Origin of the sequence: Sphingomonas morindae (assembly GCF_023822065.1) — a bacterium.
GTDB lineage: Bacteria > Pseudomonadota > Alphaproteobacteria > Sphingomonadales > Sphingomonadaceae > Solisphingomonas > Solisphingomonas morindae.
In genome coordinates this window covers 834,237-860,023 of record NZ_CP084930.1, presented here as the reverse complement: position 1 = coordinate 860,023, position 25,787 = coordinate 834,237, and the positions used below count along the sequence as shown (strand labels likewise).

22 protein-coding genes are annotated in these 25,787 nt (G+C 68.2%); 11 read left to right on the top strand and 11 right to left on the bottom strand.

The features are described from left to right. The first annotated feature begins 50 nt into the window (after window positions 1-50). Genes nadA through LHA26_RS04175 form a run of 4 tightly spaced genes read left to right on the top strand, consistent with a single transcriptional unit; the run spans window position 51 to window position 3,059 of the window. Window positions 51-1,040: a quinolinate synthase NadA gene (nadA, locus tag LHA26_RS04190; RefSeq protein WP_252167485.1), complete on the top strand. Its 990-nt coding sequence runs from the start codon at window positions 51-53 to the stop codon at window positions 1,038-1,040. A 15-nt stretch (window positions 1,041-1,055) separates the two neighbouring features. After that, window positions 1,056-1,907, top strand: coding sequence for a carboxylating nicotinate-nucleotide diphosphorylase (gene nadC, locus LHA26_RS04185; RefSeq protein ID WP_252167484.1), 852 nt, complete (start codon window positions 1,056-1,058; stop codon window positions 1,905-1,907). 25 nt (window positions 1,908-1,932) lie between these two features. Continuing rightward, window positions 1,933-2,343 (top strand): hypothetical protein, encoded by a 411-nt coding sequence (locus LHA26_RS04180; RefSeq protein WP_252167483.1) that lies wholly within the window; start codon window positions 1,933-1,935, stop codon window positions 2,341-2,343. Next, window positions 2,343-3,059: a ribonuclease T2 family protein gene (locus LHA26_RS04175; RefSeq protein ID WP_252167482.1), complete on the top strand. Its 717-nt coding sequence runs from the start codon at window positions 2,343-2,345 to the stop codon at window positions 3,057-3,059. Before LHA26_RS04180 ends, LHA26_RS04175 begins: the two co-directional genes overlap by 1 nt. Window positions 3,060-3,096: 37 nt before the next feature. On the opposite strand, the gene LHA26_RS04170 is transcribed toward LHA26_RS04175, so the two are convergent. From LHA26_RS04170 to rpsA, 7 genes are all read right to left on the bottom strand, one after another. After that, window positions 3,097-3,513, bottom strand: coding sequence for a DUF4112 domain-containing protein (locus LHA26_RS04170; RefSeq protein ID WP_252168288.1), 417 nt, complete (start codon window positions 3,511-3,513; stop codon window positions 3,097-3,099). Window positions 3,514-3,548: 35 nt separating this feature from the next. Next, window positions 3,549-4,982 (bottom strand): ABC transporter substrate-binding protein, encoded by a 1,434-nt coding sequence (locus LHA26_RS04165; RefSeq protein WP_252167481.1) that lies wholly within the window; start codon window positions 4,980-4,982, stop codon window positions 3,549-3,551. Between the two features lie 274 nt (window positions 4,983-5,256). Continuing rightward, on the bottom strand, window positions 5,257-5,760 hold the full coding sequence (locus LHA26_RS04160; RefSeq protein ID WP_252167480.1) for a hypothetical protein: 504 nt from the start codon (window positions 5,758-5,760) through the stop codon (window positions 5,257-5,259). Window positions 5,761-6,494: 734 nt separating this feature from the next. After that, complete coding sequence (lepB, locus tag LHA26_RS04155) at window positions 6,495-7,433, bottom strand: signal peptidase I (RefSeq protein WP_252167479.1); 939 nt, start codon at window positions 7,431-7,433, stop codon at window positions 6,495-6,497. A gap of 606 nt (window positions 7,434-8,039) precedes the next feature. Beyond that, window positions 8,040-8,207 carry a hypothetical protein gene (locus tag LHA26_RS04150; RefSeq protein WP_252167478.1) on the bottom strand — a complete coding sequence of 56 codons (168 nt, stop codon included), beginning with the start codon at window positions 8,205-8,207 and terminating at the stop codon, window positions 8,040-8,042. 562 nt (window positions 8,208-8,769) lie between these two features. After that, complete coding sequence (locus tag LHA26_RS04145) at window positions 8,770-9,048, bottom strand: integration host factor subunit beta (protein WP_252167477.1); 279 nt, start codon at window positions 9,046-9,048, stop codon at window positions 8,770-8,772. A gap of 207 nt (window positions 9,049-9,255) precedes the next feature. Continuing rightward, window positions 9,256-10,965 (bottom strand): 30S ribosomal protein S1, encoded by a 1,710-nt coding sequence (gene rpsA / locus LHA26_RS04140; RefSeq protein ID WP_252167476.1) that lies wholly within the window; start codon window positions 10,963-10,965, stop codon window positions 9,256-9,258. 436 nt (window positions 10,966-11,401) lie between these two features. Here rpsA and LHA26_RS04135 point away from each other — a divergent pair, with 436 nt between their 5' ends. After that, window positions 11,402-12,016 (top strand): outer membrane protein, encoded by a 615-nt coding sequence (locus LHA26_RS04135; protein WP_252167475.1) that lies wholly within the window; start codon window positions 11,402-11,404, stop codon window positions 12,014-12,016. A gap of 107 nt (window positions 12,017-12,123) precedes the next feature. Further along, entirely contained in the window at window positions 12,124-12,837 is a 714-nt protein-coding gene (locus tag LHA26_RS04130) for an NAD-dependent deacylase (protein WP_252167474.1), read from the top strand. A 9-nt stretch (window positions 12,838-12,846) separates the two neighbouring features. On the opposite strand, the gene era is transcribed toward LHA26_RS04130, so the two are convergent. The 3 genes from era to lepB (LHA26_RS04115) are packed head-to-tail and all read right to left on the bottom strand — an operon-like array spanning window position 12,847 to window position 15,244. Continuing rightward, window positions 12,847-13,740, bottom strand: a complete 894-nt coding sequence (era, locus tag LHA26_RS04125; protein WP_252167473.1) for a GTPase Era — start codon at window positions 13,738-13,740, stop codon at window positions 12,847-12,849. Beyond that, complete coding sequence (rnc, locus tag LHA26_RS04120) at window positions 13,737-14,405, bottom strand: ribonuclease III (protein ID WP_252167472.1); 669 nt, start codon at window positions 14,403-14,405, stop codon at window positions 13,737-13,739. The genes era and rnc overlap by 4 nt, the downstream gene beginning before the upstream one ends. Then, entirely contained in the window at window positions 14,402-15,244 is an 843-nt protein-coding gene (lepB, locus tag LHA26_RS04115; RefSeq protein ID WP_252167471.1) for a signal peptidase I, read from the bottom strand. The genes rnc and lepB (LHA26_RS04115) overlap by 4 nt, the downstream gene beginning before the upstream one ends. Before the next feature lie 120 nt (window positions 15,245-15,364). Here lepB (LHA26_RS04115) and gorA point away from each other — a divergent pair, with 120 nt between their 5' ends. Next, window positions 15,365-16,708 carry a glutathione-disulfide reductase gene (gene gorA / locus LHA26_RS04110; RefSeq protein ID WP_252167470.1) on the top strand — a complete coding sequence of 448 codons (1,344 nt, stop codon included), beginning with the start codon at window positions 15,365-15,367 and terminating at the stop codon, window positions 16,706-16,708. A 20-nt stretch (window positions 16,709-16,728) separates the two neighbouring features. Here the strand turns inward: gorA and LHA26_RS04105 are convergent, their stop codons facing one another. After that, window positions 16,729-17,757 carry a cache domain-containing protein gene (locus LHA26_RS04105; RefSeq protein ID WP_302898036.1) on the bottom strand — a complete coding sequence of 343 codons (1,029 nt, stop codon included), beginning with the start codon at window positions 17,755-17,757 and terminating at the stop codon, window positions 16,729-16,731. 134 nt (window positions 17,758-17,891) lie between these two features. On the opposite strand from LHA26_RS04105, the gene guaA reads away from it, so the two are divergent. The 4 genes from guaA (at window position 17,892) to LHA26_RS04080 (ending at window position 25,731) form a co-directional block, all read left to right on the top strand. Beyond that, window positions 17,892-19,454: a glutamine-hydrolyzing GMP synthase gene (gene guaA / locus LHA26_RS04095; protein WP_252167469.1), complete on the top strand. Its 1,563-nt coding sequence runs from the start codon at window positions 17,892-17,894 to the stop codon at window positions 19,452-19,454. Between the two features lie 293 nt (window positions 19,455-19,747). Further along, on the top strand, window positions 19,748-21,571 hold the full coding sequence (locus LHA26_RS04090) for a phospholipase D-like domain-containing protein (RefSeq protein ID WP_252167468.1): 1,824 nt from the start codon (window positions 19,748-19,750) through the stop codon (window positions 21,569-21,571). A gap of 247 nt (window positions 21,572-21,818) precedes the next feature. After that, the gene (locus tag LHA26_RS04085) at window positions 21,819-22,313 is read left to right on the top strand and encodes a sigma-70 family RNA polymerase sigma factor (RefSeq protein ID WP_252167467.1); all 495 of its coding nucleotides are present in this window, start codon (window positions 21,819-21,821) and stop codon (window positions 22,311-22,313) included. A 334-nt stretch (window positions 22,314-22,647) separates the two neighbouring features. Then, the gene (locus tag LHA26_RS04080; RefSeq protein WP_252167466.1) at window positions 22,648-25,731 is read left to right on the top strand and encodes a TonB-dependent receptor; all 3,084 of its coding nucleotides are present in this window, start codon (window positions 22,648-22,650) and stop codon (window positions 25,729-25,731) included. Window positions 25,732-25,787: the final 56 nt, after the last annotated feature.

The window sequence follows — 25,787 nt, the reverse complement described above, 5'->3', positions numbered from 1 at the left end:
CGGCGGGCAGCGCGAGGCGCCGGCCCGCGCCAGCCGAGAAGGGTTTAGAGATGACCGCGCCCGTTCAGACCTTGCAGGGGCTCGACCTGCGCGCCGAGATCGACCGGCTGCGCCGCGAGCGCAACGCGATCGTGCTTGCCCATTATTATCAAACGCCCGATATCCAGGATCTCGCCGATTTCGTCGGCGACAGCCTCGATCTCTCGGCCAAGGCGGCGGCCACCGATGCCGAGGTGATCGCCTTTTGCGGCGTGCGCTTCATGGCCGAAGTGGCCAAGATCCTCTCGCCGGAAAAGACGGTGGTGCTGCCCGACATGGCCGCCGGGTGCAGCCTGGAGGATAGCTGCCCGCCGGAACGCTTCGCCGCCTTCCGCGCCGCCCATCCCGATCATCTGGCGATCACCTACATCAATTGTTCGGCGGCGGTGAAGGCGCATTCGGATATCATCGTCACCTCCTCCTCGGCCGAGCGGATCCTCGCCCAGCTGCCGATGGACCAGAAGATCATCTTCGCGCCCGACAAGAATCTCGGCGCCTATTTCAACCGCAAGACCGGCCGCGACATGCTTTTGTGGCCGGGCGCCTGCATCGTCCACGAAGCCTTTTCCGAAACCGAGCTGCTCAAGCTCAAGCTCGATTATCCCGATGCGCCGGTGGCGGCGCATCCCGAATGCCCGGCCTATATCCTCGACCATGCCGATGCGGTGGGCTCGACCCGGGCGATCCTCGAATTCGCGCTGACCTCGCCCGCCGAGACGATCATCGTCGCGACCGAGCCGCACATCATCCACCAGATGGAGAAGGCGGCGCCGCACAAGCGCTTCATCGGCGCGCCCGGGGCGGACGGCAATTGCAACTGCAATATGTGCCCGTACATGGCGCTCAACACGATGGAGAAGCTCTATCTCGCGCTGCGCGATCTGGAGCCGCGCATCGAGCTGGACGAGGCCACCCGCATCGCCGCCAAGCGTCCGCTGGACCGCATGCTGGAGATGGCGGGCCGCAGCGTCGGCGGCGGCGATCTCGGCGCGCGCGGCTGAGCGGGCGGGGCGACGATGGACTTCACGCTCGACGGCTTCGACACCGACGCCTTTGTGCGCGCCACGCTGGCCGAGGATCTCGGCGCGGAGGGGGATATCACCTCCGCCGCGGTGATCCCGGCCGAGGCGCGCTTCACCGGCGCGCTGGTGGCGCGGGACGCGATCACCCTGGCCGGGCTCGCGCTCGCCGGCGCCTTTTTCCGCCATCTCGATCCCGATGTCCGGCTGGACGGGCGGGCGGCGGATGGCGAGGCGCTGCCGCGCGGCGCCACGGTGATGCGGATCGAGGGCAGGGCGCGTGCGCTGCTCACCGCCGAACGGTCCGCGCTCAACACGCTCCAGCACCTTTCCGGCATCGCCACGCTGACGCGCCGCTATGTCGAGGCGATCGCGGGCACCGGCGCGACGCTGCTCGATACGCGCAAGACGATCCCCGGCCTGCGCCGCCTCGAGAAATACGCCACGCGCATGGGCGGCGCCACCAACCATCGGCTCGGCCTGTGGGACGCGGCGATGATCAAGGACAATCACGTCGCGGTGGCGGGCGATGTCGCCACGGCGGCGGCGCGCGCCAAGGCCGCCGGGATCGCGCGGATCATCGTCGAGGTCGACCGGATCGACCAGATCGAGCCCGCGCTCGCGGCGGGCGCGACCTGGCTGCTGCTCGACAATATGCCGCCCGACATTCTGCGCGGCGCGGTGACGCTGGTGGGCAAGCGCGTGCCGTGCGAGGCCTCGGGCGGGGTGAGCCTGGAGACGATCCGCGCCATCGCCAAGACGGGCGTCGACTATATCTCCGTGGGCCGGCTCACCCAATCGGCGCCGGCGGCGGATATCGGCCTCGACCTCGCTCTGGCGCCGGCCTAATCTGGCCGCCGCCAGGGGGGACAGGATGCGGCCGATCTCGATCACGCGCTTCGCCATTCTCTACGCGGCGGGCATCGCGCTCGGGGCGGGGTCGACGCTGCTGCACTGGTCCGCCATCCGCGCCGCGCTGGCCTCGGCGTCGCGCCCCGGCTTCCTCGCCACCCTCCTCGCGCTGTGCGGCCTTTCGGTGCCGCTGCTGCTGCTCTGGCTGATCGCGGCGCGCGGCAGCGATGGCGCGCGCTGGCTGGCGCTGCTGCTGCTCGCGCTGGGCGTGGCGCTCCTGCTCTTCGGCGCGGCGCGCGGCACCTATCGCTGGGATGCGGCGGGCCTGCTCGGCGCCGGCCGCCTGGCGCTGCACTGCCTCGCGCTCGCCTTCACCTTCCGCCCCGATGCCCGCGCCTGGCTGGCGCCGGGCCGCCGCCTGGAGTCCGCCTGATGCTTCCGCTTCGCCTGGTGTCGCTTCCGCTTCTCGTCCTGCCCGCCATGCTCGCCGCCCAGCCGCCGGCCTGCCCCATCCCCGCCGGCCTGCCGCGGCCCGAGCCCGAACTGCCGAGCGCCGATCAGCCCAAGCGCGTGGTGCCGATCACCGGCTATACGCTCTCGCTGATCTGGCAGCCCGAGGCCTGCCATGCGCGGCGCGGGCGGCCGGGCGATTTCGGCTGCGCCAGCCCGGCGATGCGCACCGGCTTCACGCTGCACGGCCTGTGGCCCGATGGCGACGGCCCCAATCGCTGGCCGCAATATTGCCGCGCGACGCCGCTGCTCAGCCCGGCCCAGCTGCGCGCCGGCCTTTGCGCCACGCCCTCGGTGCAGCTGCTCCAGCATGAATGGGCCAAGCACGGCACCTGCATGAGCCCGGATCCGAGCCGCTATTTCGCCACCGAGACGGCGCTGTTCCGGCGCGTGCGCAGCCCCGACATGGCGGCGCTCGCCGCGCGCCGCGATCTCACCGCGCGCGATTTCCAGACCGCGTTCGCCGCCGCCAATCCGGGGCTGACGGCGGACATGCTCCGGCTCAACGTCAATGCGCGCGGCTGGCTGGAGGAGGTGTGGATCTGCCTCGGGCGCGATCGCCGCCCGCGCGCCTGTCCGGCCGGCGCCGGCGGCGCCGCCCCGGGCGCCGCGCTGCGCATCGCCACCCCGGAAGGCTGAACGCGGCGCCCGTCCGCGGCGCGGCGCGGTGCGGCCGCTAGGCGCGCCGCACCTCGGTCTCGATGGTCGCGGCGCCGGGATGGTGCCGATCGAGATGGCGCTTGATGATGCGCAGATTGCGGCTGTTCGACCGGAAGAAAAAGTCCGGGATCGCGCCCACGAAGGGAATGGCGGAGAGCAGCAGGTCGAAGCCGACATTGCCCGCCATGCGCGCCATCTGCCATTTGGACAGGCCGAGATTGCGCGCCTCCCACACGATCCAGCCGCCCAGCGCGGTGGCGGCGACGGGGCCGATGCCGGGCAGGGCGTCGAGCAGCACGTCCAGCCCGACCTTGCGGTTGAGGCCCGGAATGGTGATCAGCCCTTCGAGCAGCCGCTCGGCATGTTCGACCCGCTGGCGGATCGAGGCGGGATCGCGGCCGAGGCCGGGGAGGGACTGGAAGGTGGCGGGCATGGCCCTATAACGCACGAAGCGCCGGGTGGAGCCGGTCAGCGCGCCGGGCTGCGCAGCTCGTCGAGCGGGTGCAGGCCGCGCGGCGAATCGCGGAACCGGTCCAGCCCGGGCGCCACCAGCGACCAGCGGATCGGCGGGCCGAGCGCGATGAAGGGCGCGGTGGCCTCGATCAGCGCATCGGCCTGGGTCAGCAGCACGCTGCGCTCGTCGAGCGTCTCGGCATAGCGCGCGGCGATCAGCAGCGTGTCCGCCGGCTCGGTGCAGGCGGTGCCGCGCTCGCAGGCGAAGCGGCGCAGATAGAAAGCGGCGGTGTCGGCGGGGGCGACCTCGTCGATCAGGCGCAGCTCGGCGGGCGCGCCCTCGGGCACCGCCACGGCCGCGACGCCGATGCGCCGCCAATCATCGGCGAGCAGCGCGAAGAGCAGGCGCGCGCCCGGGCCATCGGGCAGCGCCACGCGCACGGGCGCCGCCGGCGCCCCGGCCAGCAGCGCGCGCGCCGCCGCGCGCCGCGCGTCCAGCGGCATGTCCTGCCAGCCGGGCTGGACGGGCGTGGCGATCTCGGGGGTGCCGCGCGGCAGGATCGCCTCGATGGGGGTCCAGCCCGGCGGCGCCACCAGCCGGGCGATGCGCGCGCGATCGATCGCCATGGCCAGCGCGCGGCGATGCGCGGCGGCGGCGGTGAAGCCCGTGGCGCGGGCCTCGAAGGCGAGGCCGAACAGCCCCGCGACCGGATCGACGCGCAGCGCGCCCGCGGCCATGGTGGCGGCGCGCGCGATCGGCAGATCGGCGAATCCGCCGCCCAGCACCAGATCGCCGCGCCCCAGCTGGAAGCGCGCCACCGCCCGCGCCGCCGGCTCGCCCCGCAGCGCGACGCGCGTCGGCGCCGGCCCCGGCTCATCGGGATCGGCGTCGCGCGGCGGCTTCTGGCGGAGCAGCGCCACCCCCGCATCGAGGCGCAGCAGCGCGAACGGGCCGCCCGCGCGGCACGGCGCCGCCAGCGCGGGCTGGGCGAAGAGCGGCAGCAAATTGGGGCGCGGCGCGGCCAGCTCGATATCGATCACCTGCGGCGTCACCGCCTCGATCTGGGTGATGGCGCCGAGCAGCGGCTTGAGCGGGTTGCGACTGGCGGGCGCGATGGCGGCGCGCAGCTGCGCGGCGATCGCCGGCGCGGCGCGCGGCTGATCCACCTCGCCGAGGCGGAACAACAGGCTGCGGCCATCGTCGCTCACCGCCCAGCGCTCCGCCAGGCCCGGGATGATCTGCCCCGCGGCATCGAAGCGGAGCAGCCCCTGGCCCGTCGCTGCGATCAGCGTCGCCGCCGGCGCGGGCAGCGGCCCGGTCGCGGCGGCGGGCACCGCGCCGGCGGCCAGCGCGGGGCCGATCACGCTCACCCGCAAGGGGCCGGACGGCGGCTCGCGCCGGCAGGCGGTGAGGAGCAGCAGCGAGCAGAGGCAGAGGCGGCCGATCACCGCGCCGACCTCGCACGGATGCGCCGCCGGCGGAAGAGGGCGCGGCGCCGCGCGGGGCGGGGGGGCATGGCCGCGCGGCACGTCCCGTGGCGGCGCGCCCGGCGGACGGATGGTCGCGCCGGGCGGATACGATTGGCGAGGCGGCGGACCAGCGTGATTTGGGTGGTTAGCGAGGCCGTAGACTCATAAAGCGGACGGACCGCTACCGCCCAGTTGCGGACTTGACGCGGGTATTCACATGATACCGAACGCGGTCACCCAACGGAGACGGACTCTAGCGTGCCGCAGGGTCGCTCTTCAATGGCGCGGGCTTACAACCCGTGAGTTGTTGAAAACGAGCATCAGCCGCAAGTATCCGATTATACGCTTCCATCTTCTCCGCCGGCGCGTTCGATGCGGTGTTCGTTGTTCCGCACGCAGGCATATCCGATATGAACCTGCCGCCTCTGTAGGCGTATGGCCAAAAGGAAATGCTCGGACATGTGATGCCGGGCGCGACCTGAGTCTTGGGGTTTATGAAGCCATAGATTTTAAACGGGCGCAGATCACCTCTTGAGATGTTGGCTTTTGCCTCGGAAGCAGGGTCGCTGAGGGGGATGCGTTCACACTCGTTCAAGCGGGGAAAGCCGTGCGGATTGAGCGGCCCGTTGGGATCCATGAGCGATGTTTCATCGGCTTGCTGCTGTGGTGACATGCCATCTGCCAACCCACGTTCAGACGGGGTGCCAATCAAGACGAGGCCTACCAGTAGCGTTGCCGGTTTGGACGTCAGCATCATCACCTCCTCTGTCAAAAGCGGCTGGTCGCCTATTCACCAACCATAGCCACTTGCAGCCAACGCCCAGTCTCCGCCGGTGAGCGCCGCTCACCAACACAGAACCGGACGTTGTGCCGCTAACCTTTGGCTATTTCGGCTTGGCGGTGCCCGCCTCTCCGGCCATTGGCTGGCGCGGTATTCGGTACCGAGTCTGATCTCGGTTCCCGTCACAAACGACCAAGTCGCCCCGAACACCAGCCTCCCCCGTACAGGGATTGCATGTGCGCCAATCCCCCGATTTGATTTCGTCATTCGAGCAGGCCCGGCCCTGATCGACCTTCGTCGGAACGGGGGCGACGATCGCGGCACCCGGCGGAGCGGTGGCGAGGATTGTCAAGAAAAGCGAACCAAGCGATCCCACACGCATCACTCCCGCTTATCCATAGCTCGCCTGAACGGAGCGAAGGCTAGACGAGAGCGGTCCGGCGGCAAACCACCCAAAACCCCGTTCCGCCGCTTCGCGAAGAGCGGCCGCTTATGAGTTCACGACCTAATCTTCGCTTCTCTCGGCGCGAGGCTTGGAACGCGCTTCCGTTCGTGCCTCGTGACCGAGCGAGAAAGCCGGAGGCCTTACGGTCTTCCCCGATGGAGGACGATCACCGCTCCGCGCTCCCGAAGGAAGCGGCGGCGCTGGCCGCAAGCGGCTGATCTTGCCTGGAAAGCGAACACAGCGGACCGAACCGCCGCTGGGTCATCTACCGATCGAGCCTTGTTCCAATCCTCGCCCGATTGGCGCTCCAATAAATATATATAGGGCGGCCCACCAAAGCCTCTACTGGAACCATTCCGACGCCTCCCAGCTTTGGCGGCACGCGGCTGTCGGCCGCGCGATCACGATCGTCGTCAAGAACGAAGACGTGGTTTGGCGGAACGGTCGCTTCGAAGGTGTCGTCGAACTGCGAAGAGCCCGTATCCAAGACCTTGTGGATGGAGGGCTCACCCGGAAAACGCTCGCCGAAGATGGCAGCCTGATATGGTCCGCCGTAGCCGGTGAAATGTCCCTGTCCCTGTGCGGTTTCCATCGCGGCCTTCCCGCTCACAAAAGGCACGCCGTTCCGCATTTCAATCGTGTCCCCCGCTATTGCGGCGATCCGGCTAACCCGATTACTGTCCTGTCCTCTGAACATGATGATCGTTCCACGAACGAGCGGACCGCGCCAACGCATATCGACGATGAACATGTCGCCCTTCTCGATCGTAGGAGCCATGCTTTCAGCGGGCGCAAAGTAAGCCTTATAGGAGTGATCGAGGACGTGCGCGGGGAACTGCATTAAAATAGCGACCGCAACCGATATGGCGACCAAGCCGTACCAACGGGACCAACTATACGGCGGCGAACGAAACTTGCTCTTACGCCAGGTTAGGAGAATTGGCGCGATGTAGAGTGCGGCGATCGCCGCAGAAATGACAGCGATCGCGACTATAGCGCTCGAATAACTCGTGACGGGTGCATAGCCCATCGCTACGCCGAGCAGCGCCATCAGCACAGCAGGGGCAACGAGGAAGCCCAACCCGGCGCGCCACGCTCCTACGCGGAAGAGCCCAAGGCCGGGCGTGACGATATTCAGAGCAGCGATCCCGATGCGCGCCGGGACGCGCCTGCCAATCTGTCGCCCATCCGAGCCATCATTCATGCCCGCTCTCCCACTAGGGCCCGGCAGCCTATTGAAAAATCAGCATTCAAGAAAAGCGGCGTATGCCGTGAAGGCGGCGCGTGGGCGAAAGCGGCCCTTTTCCTTACAGGTCCACGAACTACCCTGGTCGGGCGATCGATCACGCCGCTCGGCCCGGCGCCTGCCCGTCCCGTGCGCGGCTTGGTTGCGGAGCGGCGCCGATAGCGGTCGGGCCGCTGTCGGCCTCGCGCCGCGCGCCGGCGGATCCCCGCCCTTGTGCGCGCGCGTCCTTGTGGACCTTCCCTGCCGCGCTCCTCCCGCCGAGCGGTCGCGCGCCGCGAGGTGACGGCAAGCGCCACCCACAGGCGCGCGGCACCGAGCGGGAACGGCAGGCCAAGGCCGAGCCGCCATCGGCCGAGGCCGAACGCCGCGAACAGGGTGAGCGCATTCCGTGTCACTGGCTTTCTCCTTCCAGCGGTCATGGGCTCGGTCGATGGGGTACGCCGCCCGGCCGCGCGCCCGCCCGTGCTGTGGGCCCCTTGCGCGCGGGTCGGGGCCGGGGGCGCGGCCGGGCCGACAGCGCGCACCTATTTCAGCGGCCGCGTGCCCCCCGGCCGCCGCGCGCCTCTAGCGGTGGCGACTCACCGCCCGCTGCCGCACGATGGCAAGCGCCACCCAGAGGCTCGTGACGGCGAGCGTGAGCGGCATGCCAAGGCCGGGACGCCATTGGCCGATGCCGAACGCCAAAGCGGCGATGCCCAACGCCACGAACAGGGTGCGCGCGATCCGTGCCATCGACCGTCTCCCGTCTGCCAGATGGGCCCAAGGCCATCGTCCACGCCACTCGGGCTCGCCGGGCGCAGGCGGCCCGTCCCCCGCGTCGCGCCTGCCGGCCCCCGCCGCCGGGCCCGGGTTGCGCGCCGGTGGCGGAACCGGGCTTTTGGTGCGGACGACGGGACTCGAACCCGTACTCTCTACGAGAAGCAGATTTTCTTACCACTTCGGCTTTCGCCGCCGCCACAGGGCGTTCGTGGTCTGGACTGTCCCTTCGCCCTGGCCCGCAGGCTTTAGGCGCCGCCCGTCCAGTCTCTACACCGTCCCGCACCGGTGGCCGGTGCGGGCTTGGCTCGGGATTGGCATGGGGCCGGAGCCCCGACAGCGTTCCCCGACTTTGAGCGGTTCTACTCCGTGGATTTCCCCACGGGCACTCCAATTGTAAAGTCTGCTGCGTCTACCGATTTCGCCACGTCCGCATCGGTTCGCGACAAAGACCATGGCGGGCCGCGGGTCAAGCCGGCGGCTGCGATGGCCTTGAACCGGAGGCGGCGCTTCCGCGCCGAGCGCCGCCCCCTCCGGCTCAGACGTTGAGACGCTCCCGCATTTCCTTGCCCGGCTTGAAATAGGGAACGCGCTTGGCATCCACCTCCACCGACTCACCCGTGCGGGGGTTGCGGCCCACCCGGGCGTCGCGCGCGCGGGTGGAAAAGGCACCGAACCCGCGCAGCTCCACCCGGCCGCCATCCACCAGCCGATCGGCGATCGCATCGAACACCGTCGTGACGATGCGTTCGACATCCTTCTGGCCCAGCGTCGGATTCTCCGCCGCAATCGATTGAACCAGTTCCGATCGAATCATCGCCTTGCCCTTACCTCGGTCGCTCCCCGCGAGCGCCACTGGCTGTAGACAAGGGGCAATCCCATAAATTTGGATCAATGTCACCCTGTGGATTACCCTCGGTGTGCACCGGTAAACCGCACAGGGGCAACGAAAAACCCCTCCCCGCCGGGGCGGGAAGGGGTCGAGCGCCGGTGGCGGGCGGCGTCGGCGCCGCCCGATCCGGGATTAGTTGTTTTCCTGACGCGCCTTGAGGGCCTCGCCGAGAATGTCGCCCAGCGACGCGCCCGAGTCGGACGAGCCATATTGCGCCACGGCCTGCTTCTCTTCGGCGAGCTGCATCGCCTTGATCGAGAAGGTCGGCTTCTTGGACCGGTCGAAGCCGGTGACCATCGCGTCGAACTTCTGCCCGACCTGGAACCGCTCCGGACGCTGCTCGTCGCGATCGCGGCCGAGATCGCCGCGACGGATGAAGCCGGTCGCGCCATCGTCGCCGATCTGCACGTCGAGGCCGGCGTCACCGACCGACAGAACGGACACGGTGACGGTCTGCCCGCGCGATACGCCCGCGCTGGAGGTGGTGCCGGTGGCGACGCCGCCGCGCTCGAGCTGCTTGATGCCGAGCGAGATGCGCTCCTTCTCGGCGTCCACGTCGAGCACCACCGCCTGCACGGTCTCGCCCTTGTGGTGCAGCGCCAGCGCTTCCTCGCCGGTCACGCCCCAGGCGATGTCCGACATATGGACCATGCCGTCCACATCGCCGTCCAGGCCGATGAACAGGCCGAACTCGGTCGCGTTCTTGACTTCGCCCTCGACGGTCGAGCCCACCGGGTGCTTCTCGACAAAGGCCTCCCACGGATTCTGCTGGGCCTGCTTGAGGCCGAGCGAGATGCGGCGCTTGTCCTGATCCACCTCGAGGATGACGACTTCCACCTCCTGCGAGGTCGAGACGATCTTGCCGGGATGGACGTTCTTCTTGGTCCAGCTCATCTCGGAGACATGGACCAGGCCCTCGATGCCCGGCTCCAGCTCGACGAACGCGCCATATTCGGTGATGTTCGTCACGCGGCCCGAGAATTTGGCGCCGACCGGATATTTGGCGCCCGCGCCCTCCCACGGATCGCTCTCGAGCTGCTTCATGCCGAGGCTGATGCGCTGCGTCTCGCGGTTGATGCGGATGATCTGCACGCGCACCGTGTCGCCGATATTGATCACCTCGGACGGGTGGTTGACGCGCTTGTAGCTCATGTCGGTGACATGGAGCAGGCCGTCGATCCCGCCGAGATCCACGAAGGCGCCGTAATCGGTGATGTTCTTCACCACGCCGTCGATCACCTGGCCCTCATGCAGCGACTGGATGAGGCCGGTGCGCTGCTCGGCGCGGGTCTCTTCCAGCACGGCGCGGCGCGACACCACGATATTGCCGCGGCGACGGTCCATCTTGAGGATCTGGAAGGGCTGCGGCAGGTCCATCAGCGGGGTGACGTCGCGCACCGGGCGGATGTCCACCTGGCTGCCCGGCAGGAAGGCCACGGCGCCGTTGAGATCGACGGTGAAGCCGCCCTTCACGCGGCCGAAGATCACGCCCTCGACGCGCGCGGTCTTGGCGAATTCCTGCTCCAGCTTGTCCCAGGCGGCCTCGCGGCGCGCGCGGTCGCGGCTGAGCATCGCCTCGCCATGGATATTCTCGACGCGATCGACATAGACCTCGACCTCGTCCCCGATCTTGAGATCGGCCTTCTGGCCCGGCGCGGGCGCGAATTCGCGCAGCGGCACGCGGCCTTCGGACTTCAGGCCGACATCGATCACGACCATGTCGTTCTCGATCCCGGTCACGGTGCCCTTCACCACGCGGCCTTCGAAGCCGTCCGTGGCACCCAGGGTCTGGTCGAGCAGCGCGGCGAAATCGTCGCGCGTCGGGTTGGCAGCAGTCGCCATAAGGAGCGGTTGTCCTGTTCGTTCGATCTTTCCGGCCATCCGGTTGTATCCGGAGGTCTTTGGCCAGAACCGCCGCGACGGCCCCATGCCGGCGCGGCATCCGGTGGCACAAGCGGGCGGGGGCGCTTCGCGCAGGTCGATCGAGACGCGCCATCGGCGCCGCAACCATGCGAAAAGGGCGCGTGAGGACACGACCACCGGCCTGCCCAGACGCGCCTACCCCGCCGGACTCGCGCCGACGGACCCGCCCTGCATAGGCGATCGGCGGCGGCGACACAAGCCGCGCGGGCGCATGGGCGCTCAGGGGGGCTGACGCAAGTTGGTGTTGCTGTGTTGCAACATGCGGCCTACGGAGCGCGTCCCGCCGGGAACCCGCGCCCCAAGCGCCGGTTCTGCGGCCGACAGGGATGTACCTCCCCAGTAGAAGGATGTTGCGATGCGTAAGATGATCATGGCCGCTCTGGCCACGGCGACCGTGTTCGGGGCCCAGGCCGCTTCGGCCCAGAGCACCGACTGGACCACCACCTCCTTCCGCGGCTTCCGCCTCGAGGGCAATGCCGGTGGCGATCGCTTCCAGTCGCAGGGCCAGCACAACGACAAGTTCGGCTATGGCGGCACGATCGGCTTCGACGGCCAGCTCGGCGACAAGATCGTGATCGGCCCCGAGGGCTCGTTCTGGCGTTCCAACAAGTGGAACGAGAATTGCTCGGGCGGCGTGAATGGCGGCAGCGTCTGCCAGAAGTCGTTCGAGGAATGGGCGGTCGCGGTGCGCGCCGGCTATCTCGTCACCCCCAACCTGCTCGTGTTCGGCAAGGGCGGCTATGCGGTGAACGAGCAGCGCAAGCGCTTCGACGCGCCGGTCGGCGAGACGAGCTACTATAATCACGGCCGCACCACCGGCTATCAGGTCGGCGGCGGCGTGGAATACACGCTCACCCAGAGCTTCGTGCCGGTGCCGGTCTATGTGAACGCCCAGTACGTCTATTCGAACTATCAGGACCACACCTCGCGCCAGCGCGTGATGGGTGGCATCGGCGTCCGCTTCAAGTAAGCGACGCCTCCGTTCGCCCGGGCGTGCGGCCCGGGCGGGCGGAACCGGCTGGCGGCGCCGCGCGCGGCGCTGCTAGTCTTCCGGCCATTCTCCCGAGGGAGCCGCGCATGGCCGCCGAAACACCGCCGCAGAGCCTGGTCGTGCTGACCGGCGCCGGCATTTCCGCCGAAAGCGGACTCGCCACCTTTCGCGGGCCGGACGGTCTGTGGGAGGGGCACCGGATCGAGACGATCTGCACGCCCGAGGCATTGGCCGCCGATCGCGCGCTGGTGCTCGACTTTTACGACCAGCGCCGCCGCGCGCTCGCCACCGTCGCACCCAATGCCGCGCACGCCGCGCTCGCCCGGCTCGAGGCCTGCTGGCCGGGCCCCTTCCTGCTCGTCACCCAGAATGTCGACGATCTCCATGCCCGCGCGGGCAGCCGCCAGCTGATCCACATGCATGGCGCGCTGCGCTCGGCGCTGTGCGAGGGGTGCGAGACCCGCCAGCCCTGGACCGGCGATCTCGCCGATGCGCCCGCCTGTCCCGCCTGCGGCGCGGCGCGGCTGCGGCCCGACATCGTCTTCTTCGGCGAGATGCCCTATCACATGGCCGAGATCGAGGCGGCGCTGGAGGGCGCCGATCTGTTCGTCTCGATCGGCACCTCGGGCGCGGTCTATCCCGCCGCGGGCTTTGTCCGCCTCGCCGCCGCCGCGGGCGCGGCCACGCTGGAGCTTAATCTCGAGGCGTCGGCGGGCAGCGCCTGGTTCGAGGAGACGCGGCTCGGCCCGGCGACGCAGTTGGTGCCCGCCTGGGTGGAGGCGATGCTGGCTAGCCGCTGAGCCGGTCGCTCACTCCACCCAGTCGAGCCCGATCTCGCGATAGAGGCCGCGATCCTCCTCCCAGTCGGGCTTCACCTTGACGTGCAGGAAGAGATGCACCGTCCGGCCGAGCAGCGGCGCCAGCTCGGCCCGGGCGCGGCTGCCGATCTCCTTCAGCCGCGCGCCGCGCGCGCCGAGCACGATCGCCTTCTGGCTGTCGCGCGCGACGAGGATCTGCTGGTGGATCGCCACCGAGCCATCGCCGCGCTCCTCATATTTCTCGGTCTCGACCGCGCAGGCATAGGGCAGCTCGGCATGGAGCTGGAGATAGAGCTGCTCGCGCGTCACCTCGGCGGCGAGCATTCGGTCGGTGGCGTCGGACACCTGATCCTCGGGGAAATGCCAGGGCCCCTCGGGCATGCGATCGGCCAGCCATTGCTTGAGATCGGCGATGCCGTCGCCGGTCGCGGCGGACACCATCAGGATCGCCTCGGGCGCCAGCCGCGCGTGCAGCTCGGCGGCGAGCGCCAGCAGCTTCTCCTTGGGCGTCACGTCCACCTTGTTGAGGATCACGCATGTGGGCTCGCGCCGCTTGGCCAGCGCTTCGATCAGCGGCGCCAGCCGCGCGGTGAGCCCGGTCTTGGCGTCGATGACCAGAGCGATCAGATCGGCGTCGCTCGTCCCCTCCCAGGCGGCGGCGACCATCGCCCGGTCCAGCCGGCGCTTGGGATCGAAAATGCCCGGCGTGTCCACCAGCAGCAGCTGCGCCGGGCCGGCGAGCGCGATCCCCATCAGCCGCACCCGTGTCGTCTGCGCCTTGGGGCTGACGATCGCCACCTTCTGTCCGACCAGCGCGTTGACCAGCGTGGACTTGCCCGCATTGGGCGCGCCCACCACCGCCACCAGGCCGCATTTCTCCGTCATTTCACTTGCTCCAATAGCGCGCGCGCCGCCGCCGTCTCGGCCTCCTGCTTGGACGATCCGCGCCCCTCGGCGCCGGCGCGGCCGGCAATCTCCACCCGCACGGTGAAGGTGGGCGCATGATGCGGGCCGGACCGATGGCCCAGCGTATAGACCGGCGGCCGCCACTGGCGCGCGGCGGCCAGCTCCTGCAGCTCGGCCTTGGGATGTTTGGGCGCCTTGTCCTGATGCTGGACGCGATCGCCCCAGAGCCGGCGGATGGCGGCGCGCGCGCCTTCGAACCCCGCCTCGAGGAAGAGCGCGCCGATCAGCGCCTCGATCACGTCGCCCAGCACATAGACCGAATGCGTCGCGCCATCGTCGCGCGCCTGCTTGCCGAGCCGCAGATGCGCCGCCACGCCGATCTCGCGCGCGATCTCGGCGCAGGTGTCGCCCGCCACCAGCGCGTTGAGCCGGCGTGACAGCTTGCCCTCGGGCTCGTCGGGGAAGAGGGTGAAGAGCCATTCGGCCATCACCAGCCCGAGCACGCGATCGCCCAGGAATTCGAGCCGCTGATAGCTCTCGCCCGCATGGCTGCTATGCGTGAGCGCGGTCTCGAACCGGTCGAGCCGCTGCGGCGCCTGGCCCAGCGCGGTTTCGAGCCAGGCGGCGAGGCCGGTGTCGCTCATGAGGAGAAGCCCTGTCCGATGCGGTCCGCGCGGATCGCGGCCAGCCAGGCGATCGGGTGCCGCCAGTCAAAGGCCGCGCCCGAGGAAAAGAAGGTGATCAGCGCGCGGCCCTCCAGATTGTCGAAGGGAACAAGGCCGATGCCGCCGCCGGGCGTGGCGGGGAAGCGGCTGTCGGCGGAGATGTCGCGATTGTCGCCCATCAGGAAGAAATGGCCGGGCGGCACGGTGACGGGCGGCGTATCGTCCTGCGGCGTCACGCCCTGATCGATGATCGTGTAGCTGCGCCCGTCCGGCAGCGTCTCGCGATAGCGCGGCAGGCGGCAGAGCGGCCGCCCCTCGGCATCGGCCGACAGGCCATAGGGGGTGAGCGCGATCGAGCGGCATTCGGTATTGGCCGCAAGCGGCACCACGAAATCCGCGATCCGCGCGCGCGGCACGATGCGCCCGTTGAGCCAGAGCCGGCCCGCGCGCATCTGCACGCGATCGCCGGGCAGGCCGATCAGGCGCTTGATGTAATCGTGCCGATCATCGGGCGGCGCGCGGAACACCACAACGTCGCCGCGCCGGGGCAGGCGGCCGAACAGCCGCCCGGCGGGCGCCGCCGGCGCGAAGGGCAGGCTGAACCGCGAAAAGCCATAGGGCCATTTCGCGACCAGCACATAATCGCCGACGAGCAGGCGCGGCATCATCGATTCGGATGGGATCGAGCGCGGCATCACCACGAAGGTGCGCAGCACGAGCGCCAGCAGCAGGAACAGCAGCAGGGACTGCACGCTCTCGCGCCAGCCGCCGGCGCGGGCGGGGGCGGGGCGTCGAAGCGCGGACGAGGAACTGGGCACGGCCTCGCCTTGCGACCGGGCGGCCCGGCTCGTCAAGGCTGCGCGGCACCGCTGCGGCAAGGATTGGCCAAAGCGTCGCGGGCGCTTACATGCCGCGCCACCATCAGGAGGCGCGCCGCCATGCAGTATGATTTCGACCTGTTCGTCATCGGCGGAGGTTCGGGCGGGGTGCGCGCCTCGCGCATCTCGGCGGCGCATGGCGCGCGGGTTGCGGTGGCGGAGGAATATCGGCTGGGCGGCACCTGCGTGATTCGCGGCTGCGTGCCCAAGAAGCTGCTCGTCTATGGCGCGCATTTCGCCGAGGATCTTCGCGATGCGCGGCGCTTCGGCTGGGAGGTGCCCGCCTGCGATTTTGACTGGCCGAGGCTGCGCGACACCGTCGCCGCCGAGGTCGATCGGCTCGAGGGCCTGTATGGCAACACGCTCGCCACCCACGAGGTCACCATCTTCCGCCAGCGCGCGACGGTGGTCGGCCCGCATGAGGTGGCGCTCGCCGATGGCAGCCGGCACACCGCGCGGCTGATCCTGATCGCCACCGGCGCGCGCCCCGCCATTCCCGACGTGCCCGGCAAGGAGCTGGGCATCACGTCCAACGAGGTGTTCCATCTGCCGGCGCTGCCGCGCCGCATCGTGATCATCGGCGGCGGCTATATCGCCAATGAGTTTGCCGGCATCTTCAACGAGTTCGGTGTGCGCGTCACGCTGCTCAACCGATCGGCGGACCTGCTGCGCGGCTATGACGAGACGATCCGCGACCGGCTGCTCAGCATCTCCGCCGAAAAGGGGATCGACTTCCGCTTCTCGGCCGAGATCGAGCGCGTCGCGCGGATGGAGGATGGCCAGCTCTGCGTCCATGCGCGTGGCCAGGATCCGATGGTGGCGGATTGCGTGCTGTTCGCCACCGGCCGCGCGCCCAACAGCGCCGATCTCGGGCTGGAGGCGCTCGGCGTCGAGCTGGATGCGATCGGCGCGATCCGGGTGGATGAGGACCAGCGCACCGCCGTGCCCTCCATCTTCGCGATCGGCGATGTCACCAACCGCGTCCAGCTCACCCCCGTCGCGATCCGCGAGGGCCATGCCTTTGCCGACACGCAGTTCGGCGGCACGCCGCGGCGCGTCGACTATGATTGCATCCCGAGCGCGGTGTTCAGCCATCCGCCGATCGCCGCCGTCGGCCTCACCGAGGCGCAGGCGCGCAACCGCTATGGCAGCGTCAAGGTCTATCAGTCCGATTTCCGGCCGATGAAGAATGTGCTCGCCGGCCGCAACGAGCGCGCGCTCTACAAGATGATCTGCCACCCCGTGAACGGCCGCGTGCTGGGCCTGCACATGATCGGCCCCGACGCGCCCGAAATCCTCCAGGCCGCGGCGGTGGCGGTGAAGGCGGGGCTGACCAAACAGGCCTTCGACGAAACCGTCGCGCTCCACCCCACCATGGCGGAGGAACTGGTGCTGCTGAAGTAGCGCCGCCGAGAGGCCGCCCTTCAGCCGCGCACGGCGGCGGCCAGCTCGCGTTCGCCGGGCACGCGCTGCTCGATCACGCAGCGCAGGCGAAGCCCGTCGAAGCCGTGGACAGGCATGGCCATGGCCTGGGCGACGACCGATTCGTCGCGCGTCTCGACCGATCGGTAGCTGTCCTCGGGAAGCGCGCCGATCGCCAGCATGCTGCCAAACTCATGCGCGCCGGTGCTGGCGAAGATCTGGTTGCGTTCGTCGATGATCGTGATCGTCGCGCCGCCCGGCTGCTCGCCGCCGATGATCGCGCCGATCTGGCCCTGCCAGTCATATTCGAGATAGCAGGCGCCGATCACCCGTCCGTTCCGCCGCACCGGCGCCACGAAGATCAGCACCTGGCGATCGCCCGAAAAGGGATTTTCCCAGGGTTCGTCGGTGAACCATTCATCCGCGACGGTGCTCGACAAGGTGCGCGTATATTGCGGCTCGCCCTTGAAATTATGGTGCCGGACCTGCGCATTCTCGTGCGCGGACACGACCACCCGGCCCTGATCGTCGCACAGAAAGGCGTTGAGGAAATAGGGCGAGAAGCGGAGCAGCGCGCGCAGCCGCTCCAGCGCGCCGGCGGCGGCCTCGTCATCGGTCAGGCCATGGGCGACGCCGGTGACAACGGCGGGATCGCTCGCCATCATCCGCAGGTCGATCGAGCGGTCATGGATGGCGCGGCTGATCGTCTGCATGATCGACTGCGCCAGTTCCGCCAGCCGCGCGCCTTCCACCTCGCCGACCAGCTCCTCGGCGATGCGCGCGCCGAGCGCCAGCCGATCGAGCACTTCGGCCCGGAAGGTGGCGGCGCTGGTGCGCGCTTGGCCGGCCAGCGCCTTCACCTCCTGCGCGACCACCGAAAAGCCGCGCCCCGCCTCGCCCGAGCGCGCCGCCTCGATGGTGGCATTGAGCGCCAGCAAATTGGTACGCCCCGCGATCGCCTGGGTTTCCGCCGCATAATGCTGCACCTCCTCGCGCAGGGTGGAGAGCAGCGATCGGATGCGGCGTGGCATGCTGGCAAATATCCGTTTTTCAAAGGATTTTGGGGAGATTAGGGGAATAGGGTAAAGGAAGGGTTGCACATGCGGCATCGCAGCACAATGGCCGCCGCTGGACAGCGGCGCGACGGGCGATTAGGCGCTGCGGCATGACGGTCACCCCCTCCGACAGCATCCTCATCGTCGATTTCGGCAGCCAGGTGACGCAGCTGATCGCGCGTCGCGTGCGCGAGGCCGGGGTCTATAGCGAGATCGCGCCCTTCCAATCGGCCGAGGCGGCCTTCGCGCGCATGCGACCGAAGGGCGTGATCCTTTCGGGCGGCCCCGCCTCGGTGACGGCCGAGGCCAGCCCGCGCGCGCCGCAGGCGCTGTTCGAGGCGGGCATACCGATCCTCGGCATCTGCTACGGCCAGCAGCTGATGAGCGCGCAGCTCGGCGGCTCGGTGGTGATTTCGGGCGATGGCGGCGAGTTTGGCCGCGCCTATGTCGAGGTGAAGCAGCCCTGCGCGCTGTTCGACGGGCTCTGGTCGGTGGGCGAGCGGCATCAGGTGTGGATGAGCCATGGCGACAAGGTGGATGCCCTGCCGCCCGGCTTCACCCCCGTCGCCGTGTCCGAAGGCGCGCCCTATGCCATCGTCGCGGACGAGGCGCGGCGCTTCTACGGCGTGCAGTTCCACCCGGAAGTCGTCCACACCCCCGACGGCGCCCGGCTGATCGCCAATTTCGCGCGCCATGTGTGCGGGCTGGCCGGCGATTGGTCGATGGCCGAGTTCCGCGAGGCCAAGATCGCCGAAATCCGTGCGCAGGTGGGCGAGCGTCGGGTGATCTGCGGCCTGTCGGGCGGCGTGGATTCGGCGGTGGCGGCGGTGCTGATCCACGAGGCGATCGGCGACCAGCTGACCTGCGTGTTCGTCGACCATGGCCTGATGCGCGCGGGCGAGGCGGACGAGGTGGTGAGCCTGTTCCGCGGCCATTACAATATCCCGCTCGTGCATGTGGAGGCCGAGGCGCTGTTCCTGGGCGGGCTGGCGGGCGTCACCGATCCCGAGGCCAAGCGCAAATTCATCGGCAAGACCTTCATCGACGTGTTCGAGGACGAGGCGCGCAAGCTGGGCGGCGCGGAATTCCTGGCGCAGGGCACGCTTTATCCCGATGTGATCGAGAGCGTCAGCTTCACCGGCGGCCCCTCGGTGACGATCAAGAGCCATCATAATGTGGGCGGCCTGCCCGAGCGCATGAACATGCGGCTGGTCGAGCCGCTGCGCGAATTGTTCAAGGACGAGGTGCGCGTGCTCGGCCGCGAGCTGGGCCTGCCCGAAGCCTTTGTCGGCCGCCACCCCTTCCCGGGGCCGGGCCTCGCCATCCGCATCCCCGGCGAGGTGACCAAGGAGCGCTGCGACATTCTGCGCAAGGCGGACGCCATCTATCTCGAGGAAATCCGCGCCAATGGCCTGTACGACGCGATCTGGCAGGCGTTCGCGGTGCTGCTGCCGGTGCGCACCGTCGGCGTGATGGGCGATGGCCGCACCTATGAATCGGTCTGCGCGCTCCGCGCCGTCACCTCGACCGACGGCATGACCGCCGACATCTACCCCTTCGACGCCGGCTTCCTCGCCCGCGTCGCGACGCGCATCGTCAACGAGGTGCAGGGCATCAACCGCGTCACCTACGACTATACCTCGAAGCCGCCGGGCACGATCGAGTGGGAATGATCTTGGCGTGTGCGCCTCTCGGAAAATACGCCGGCGTTCGACAGAGACGCTGCTTGGGGGAGCCTAATAGCTGACGGGCTTTCCGGGCGCCAAGCGTGAGCCTTGTAGCGGGCAGCGGAGCGTAACGCTTGTTCTGATTGACGGGCCAATCCAACTCCGCCGAACCGGGCGATGCCGCAGCGCCAAGCTCGCCTTCAGTGGCTGTCATGTCCCTGACATATGGCTGATCCATCGTCCGGTCCCGTCGCCATCCTGGACCTCGTGAAGATGATCGAGGTGGAGAGGAGGAAGCCATGAAGGTTCGTGCGCAAAACGGCCCTACGATATTGGTGGCCCATCGCGGTGACGCCAAGACGCTTCTCGCCTTCGATCTTGCGTCCGAAGCGGCTCAGCACAATCTCGCCGGCTTCACCATTCAGGTCACGCCGCCCGGTCAGCCCTCTTACTATCTCCAGAACAACCTCCGCTTCGAGCAACCGGGCGATCACGCGCAGGAGCCAACCGAGTCGGCCTTCTCGACGATCAACGCGCCCATCCACAAGTTCCGCTGGATCCACGTTCCGGGGCAGGTGCATCAGGGGCTGGAGCCGGCCTTCGGCACCTATCGCTACGCGGTGACGCCGCGCTATTTCGACGGCCGCGGGTCGCTCCAGCCGCTCGACGCCGGCCTCACGGCGAGCGCGGAGATCGAGGTCGCGCCCTTCGTGAAGGGCAAGCTCGCGCTCGGCTTCACGCGCGGCTTCACCCAATCGCAGGCGTTCGTCCGCCATTTCGGGCTGAGCGCGCTCATCCGCCCGAAGAATGCCGCGCTTCAGTTCGACACCAGCCAGGTCTGTGGCGCGAATGCCAAGGGTGAGACTTTCACCTATGCGCAGCAATATGCCTGGTCGGGGTTCACGGCACGAACGCTGATTTTCGATCTTTTGCAGGATGTCGGCAAGGACGAGAGCCTCTCGCTCGATATCTTCGCCTATGATCTGAACGAGCCCGATCTGGTAAGCGCGCTGCTCGATCTTGGCGCCAAGGGCCGGGTCCGGATCATCCTCGACGACGCTGCCCTGCATCACGACAAAAACGGCTCGAAGCCCGAGGATCAATTCGCCGCCCTGTTCGCTGCGCGCGCCGGGGACGAGCGGATCAAACGCGGCCATTTCGGCCGGTACGCGCACGACAAGGTGTTCATTCTCGCGCGCGGTGGCGTGCCCTTCAAGGTTCTCACCGGATCGACCAACTTCTCGGTGACGGGCCTCTACGTGAATTCCAATCATGTGCTCGTCTTTACCGACGATGATGTCGCCAAAACCTATGCGGCCGTGTTCGAGGAGGCGTGGACTGATGGGGTGCACGCCGCGGCCTTCGCCAAATCGGCCTTCGCCACCCGGCCCTATGCGTTCGAAGCAACCGATCTGCCGAAGACCACGATCACCTTCTCGCCGCATGACGAGGCCGAGGCGCGGTCCATCCTCGACGGGCTGGTGACGCGGATCAAGGCGGAGGAGACGGTCGCGGACGGACTCGGCAATGTGCTGTTCGCGGTCATGGAGCTGGACGGCGGGTCCGAGAACCCCGTCTATGATGCGCTGACCGCGCTGCATGAAAGCCAATCGGTCTTCAGCTTCGGCATTTCCGACGATCCGAAAGGCATCGCCCTCTACCCCATCGGCAGCGCGACCGGGGTGATCGTCACGGGCAAGCCGGTCAACACCCAGCTTCCGCCGCCCTTCAACCAGGTGCGCAATATCTCCGGTGTGGGCCATCAGATCCACCACAAGTTCGTGGTCTGTGGCTTCAACGGTGCCGATCCCGTGGTGTATTGCGGATCATCCAACCTGGCGCTGAAGGGCGAACAGGTGAACGGCGACAATCTGCTCGCGATCCGGGACAGCGATGTTGCGACGGTCTTCGCCATCGAGGCGATCGGGCTGATCGATCATTTCAACTTTCTCGACAGTACGGCGAAGGGCCCGAAGGCCAAGGCCAATGTGCGGCCGCCCGCGCTGAAGCAGCAGGCGGCGGTGTCCGCAGGCTGGTTCCTCGGAACATCCGATGCATGGGCGCATAAATTCTTCGATCCCGAGGATCTGCACTTCAAGGACCGGGTCTTGTTCGCGCGATAGCGGGGGCGAGGCGCCCGGGCGGCGTTTGCCGGCCGATCCCGCGCGATCGATCGACCGGAGAGCGGGCGAGCAGGCGCCACCTGCCGCCCGTCCGACGGCCTGAACCGCGCACGGGAGAGCAGCGCTCCTCCCCTTAAGCCCGACACTGTGGAAATGGCGGATTGCGACTCGTTCGCAGAACGGCATTGTCCATCGAGACGGGGTCGAGGCGATAGGGGGCGTTTCGGTGGTGGCGCGGCGCCGGGACTTGACGCAGATCTTCCTCCATCAGCGACCCGGGTTGATCCGTTATGCCGCCGCGCGGATGGGCGACCGCGCCGAGGCCGAAGACCTGATCCAGGAAGCCTGGCTGCTCTTCAACGCCGTCTCCGGCACGCGGCCGCTTGCCGAACCCGAACGATATCTGCGCCGCATCGTCCGGAACCTCGTCATCGACCGCAGCCGCCGCACAGCCGTCGAGCAGCGGCTCTTTCAGGCGGATCCTGGTGGCGCTGCCGAGGCGTCGCCAAGCGGCGATCCGAGCGCGCTGGCGGCCATCGTCGCCCGCGAGGAGCTGGACCTCGTGCGGCAGACGATGGCGGCCATGCCGGAGCGCATGCGCCGGGCGGTCGAGATGCACCGCATCCAGGGCGTCACGCTGGTCGAGATCGGGGCGCGCCTGTCGATCTCGAAGAGCAGGGCGCACGAACTGGTGGTCGAAGGGCTCGAGCGGTGCCGGCGCGCCCTACGGCGCGCGCCTTGATGGCGCCGGAAAGGGCGTATGGACGCCCGGCGCGAGAAGGCCGGAAATGGTCCGGCTCGTGGCGCTTGGCACCCGCGTCGTGCCGGGCCGTGGCCGAGCCGACACGCTCGACGTGCGGCCGCCCACACCCTGGCTGAGGATCGTCAGCGTCCACTGCGCGGCCCTGGCGGCTGCGCATTTTCTCCCGGAAAACCTCCGGCCCGGCTCGTCATAGACGTGCGATTGAATTGCAATAGCAGTTTCGGTCATCACGGCGTGACAAAGGGGGCGATCACTGGTGGACAAGGGGGCAAAGGCTTTTCGAACAGGGGGTAATCGCCGGCGGCGCACGCGGATGCTGGCTGCCGTGGCGCTGGCGGGATGGGCGCTGCCGTCGCTCGCCGCGACCGCGCCGGGCGAGGCGGGGCAAAGCCGGTTCGCAATTCCGGCCCAGCGGCTGGAAAGCGCGCTCGCCGCGTTCGGCGCGCAATCGGGTCTTCAGGTCAGCATCGATGCGGCCGTGCCGGCCGACGCGCGGAGCGGCAAGGTGTCCGGCCTGCTTTCGGCGCCGCAAGCGCTCGCCCGGCTGCTTGCCGGCACGGGCTATGCAGGCCGCATCAAGGGCGGGATCGTCACCGTCGCGCCCGAGAGACCGGCCGCCGCCGGCACGATCAGCACGGGTCCGCTGCATATCGAGGGCGGCGAGCCGGGCGCGGCAACCGCCGGAGCGGCGCGCGACGCACGCGGCCACGACGATATCTACGATCGCGACACCACCACGACCTATATGGGAAAGGACGAGGTCGAGCGCTACAAGGGCGTGACCTCGTCGGACGTGCTCAAGGGCATGCTCGGCGTCTATAGCGGCGACGCGCGCAATGGCGGTGCGATCGACCCCAGCGTGCGCGGCATCTCCGGCCCCGGCCGCGTGCCCGTGATCGTCGACGGGACCGAACAGGCGCTGACCGTGTGGCGCGGCTATAACGGCGCGAGCAACCGCGCCTATATCGATCCCAATCTGATCTCGGGCATCCAGGTGCAAAAAGGCCCCGTCTCCGAGCGCGGGGTGGATGGCGCGATCGGCGGCGCGGTGATCATCCGCACGCTCGACGCGGACGACATCCTGCGCACGGGCCAGGCGTTCGGCATCGAGGCCAAGCTCGAGGGCGGCAACAACTCCACCGCGCCGCGCTGGCCGACCCTGCTCACGGGCAAGGATTATCACGAGGTGCCCGGCTTTCCGGGCTCGGACGGAACACCGGGCTCCTTCGTCTATCCCGCCAATGACCCGGCCGTCCTGGTGAAGGCGCGGACCCGCGAGGACAATGACCTGCTGTCGCTGGGCGACAGGGCCGCGCGGATCGCGATGGCGGGCCGGCTTGGCAGGCTCGATCTGTTCGGCGCCTATGCCTACCGCACCCATGGCAATTATTTCGCGGGCGAGAACGGCTTCGGCTATTATGCGCAGGCCGACGCCAATCCGGACTCGCCCGGTACCTTCATTCAGCGGATGGCGTTCAACTATCTGCCGGGCAACGAGGTCACCAACACCTCGTCGCGAACCTCGTCCTGGCTGGCGAAGCTCGCCTGGCATATCAACGGCGTGTCCGATCTCAAGGCGGGCTTCCGCGACACGCGCGCCAGCTATGGCGACATCATGCCGTCGCGCATCGTCGGCTGGGGTGGAACGATCGGATCAATCCAGTGGCCGGCCAGCCATGTCCGGGCCCAAGCCTATAATCTCGATTACCGGCTTCAGCCCGGTCTATGGTGGCTCGATCTGAAAGCGGGTCTGTGGGACACGCACACGCTCAGCGAGACAAACAGCAATGGCGGCTATCCCAACGCCGCCACCTATACCGACCCGATCCTGCGCAACACGGCTGTCGCGAGCGCGCGCAACGATCGGTTCGGGTTCATCGCCAGCAACCAGTTCAAGCTGGGATCACGCCTGGACCTGCTGGTGCAGGGCAATTGGCAGCGGGAAGTGCTGCGGCCGCGGAGCGCCTCCGCGATAGAGGCCGCGACGACCTGTGCGTCCTTCTTCTGCGGCAATTACCGATCCGGGCGCCGCGAGGAATATCGTATCGATCTCAAGAGCGAATGGCGGCCGTTCCGCTTCCTCAAACTCAACGCCGGCGCGACCTACGCCGGCTTCCGCTCGGATGATGACCGCCTCCGCAACGCCGTAAAGGACGGCAGTCTACCTTCGGTGCAATCCACGATCGGGTATGTTTCCTACATTTACTTCAACACGCAGAATCAGGCCGATTACCGCCGGCGTGTCTACGCGAGAATACTTAATGGAGGCGCTGACGCAGACGCGACCCCCGATTTGCTTGCCGCGGTGGCCGCTGAAGCCGATCGGATCGCGCAGGGCTATGAGGCGTCCGACAATGGCTGGAGCCTTTTCCCGGTCTATCTGGACCCGGTCTTCGCCGACGCGAACGGTCGCTATAGTCGCGCCGACATACCGTGCCTGAACGGCAGCTATAACGACCGATCAAAATATGATCTGGCGCGCGGCTGCACGCTATCCCCCATCACGATTTTCCGTCAGCTCAATCTCGCGGATACGCAGCTTTCCAGTCGCAACTGGGCGCCGACGGCATCGGCCACCCTGTACATCACCGAGTCCAGCCGCGCCTATGTCCGCTATGCCGAGGCCTCTCGCTATCCCAGCCTCTTCGAGAGCACCATCGGCTTCTCGCAATCCTTGAATCCGTCGGTCAGGCTGCGGCCGGAACATGCTCACGCTTTCGAGGCGGCGTTCATCCAGGATTTGCGGCCGCTGCTTCACCTCCAGGATCAGCACAAGGCCGATCTCAAGCTCGTCTTCTACCGCAACGTCACCACGGATGTCATCGAACGCGACACCCACCTTAAGGCGTCCAACATCGCCAAGCAGATCCTTTCGGGGCTTGAGGTGCAGGCCCGCTATGACAATGGCTGGCTGTTCGGCGATTTCGGCTATGCGCATGTGCTGACCAACAAGGCGTGCGACGCCACCCGGGCCATCACGACCGACATCATCAAATTTCGCGTACCCGACTGCGTCAAATACGGCTTCTACCGTGGATATCTGCTCACCCAGGCCGCGCCCGACAATTCGCTCAACGTCACGCTCGGCGCCCGGATGCTGCAGCGGCGGCTCGAATTCGGCCCCCGCTTCGTCTGGTACAGCCGCTACAAGAACGCGCTCCTTGAGCGTCTGCTGGATCCCGCAGACCCGATCAATGGCTATGCCTTGAACGTGCCCTATGCCTGGGGCGCCAACCTGACCGTGGACGCCTATGTGCGCTTCCGGATCAGCCCGCGCTTCACCGCGGAGATCAACGGCACCAATCTCACCGATCGCTATTACGGCGATCCGCTGACCCGCTCGCTCAACCCCGCGCCGGGTCGGACGCTCCGGTTCAGCCTGACCGGCCGCTTATGAAATCACGCAATTCGGCAGCCGCCACCATGCCTCACGTCCAAAGCTCGGCCGAGCGG

Bases quoted from the DNA above. Each gene is read 5' to 3' on its own strand.
- nadA (WP_252167485.1), top strand. From the start codon at position 51: ATGACCGCGCCCGTTCAGACCTTGCAGGGGCTCGACCTGCGCGCCGAG.
- nadC (WP_252167484.1), top strand. From the start codon at position 1,056: ATGGACTTCACGCTCGACGGCTTCGACACCGACGCCTTTGTGCGCGCC.
- LHA26_RS04180 (WP_252167483.1), top strand. From the start codon at position 1,933: ATGCGGCCGATCTCGATCACGCGCTTCGCCATTCTCTACGCGGCGGGC.
- LHA26_RS04175 (WP_252167482.1), top strand. From the start codon at position 2,343: ATGCTTCCGCTTCGCCTGGTGTCGCTTCCGCTTCTCGTCCTGCCCGCC.
- LHA26_RS04170 (WP_252168288.1), bottom strand. From the start codon at position 3,513: ATGCCCGCCACCTTCCAGTCCCTCCCCGGCCTCGGCCGCGATCCCGCC.
- LHA26_RS04160 (WP_252167480.1), bottom strand. From the start codon at position 5,760: ATGATGCTGACGTCCAAACCGGCAACGCTACTGGTAGGCCTCGTCTTG.
- lepB (WP_252167479.1), bottom strand. From the start codon at position 7,433: ATGAATGATGGCTCGGATGGGCGACAGATTGGCAGGCGCGTCCCGGCG.
- LHA26_RS04150 (WP_252167478.1), bottom strand. From the start codon at position 8,207: ATGGCACGGATCGCGCGCACCCTGTTCGTGGCGTTGGGCATCGCCGCT.
- LHA26_RS04145 (WP_252167477.1), bottom strand. From the start codon at position 9,048: ATGATTCGATCGGAACTGGTTCAATCGATTGCGGCGGAGAATCCGACG.
- rpsA (WP_252167476.1), bottom strand. From the start codon at position 10,965: ATGGCGACTGCTGCCAACCCGACGCGCGACGATTTCGCCGCGCTGCTC.
- LHA26_RS04135 (WP_252167475.1), top strand. From the start codon at position 11,402: ATGCGTAAGATGATCATGGCCGCTCTGGCCACGGCGACCGTGTTCGGG.
- LHA26_RS04130 (WP_252167474.1), top strand. From the start codon at position 12,124: ATGGCCGCCGAAACACCGCCGCAGAGCCTGGTCGTGCTGACCGGCGCC.
- era (WP_252167473.1), bottom strand. From the start codon at position 13,740: ATGACGGAGAAATGCGGCCTGGTGGCGGTGGTGGGCGCGCCCAATGCG.
- rnc (WP_252167472.1), bottom strand. From the start codon at position 14,405: ATGAGCGACACCGGCCTCGCCGCCTGGCTCGAAACCGCGCTGGGCCAG.
- gorA (WP_252167470.1), top strand. From the start codon at position 15,365: ATGCAGTATGATTTCGACCTGTTCGTCATCGGCGGAGGTTCGGGCGGG.
- LHA26_RS04105 (WP_302898036.1), bottom strand. From the start codon at position 17,757: ATGCCACGCCGCATCCGATCGCTGCTCTCCACCCTGCGCGAGGAGGTG.
- guaA (WP_252167469.1), top strand. From the start codon at position 17,892: ATGACGGTCACCCCCTCCGACAGCATCCTCATCGTCGATTTCGGCAGC.
- LHA26_RS04090 (WP_252167468.1), top strand. From the start codon at position 19,748: ATGAAGGTTCGTGCGCAAAACGGCCCTACGATATTGGTGGCCCATCGC.
- LHA26_RS04080 (WP_252167466.1), top strand. From the start codon at position 22,648: ATGCTGGCTGCCGTGGCGCTGGCGGGATGGGCGCTGCCGTCGCTCGCC.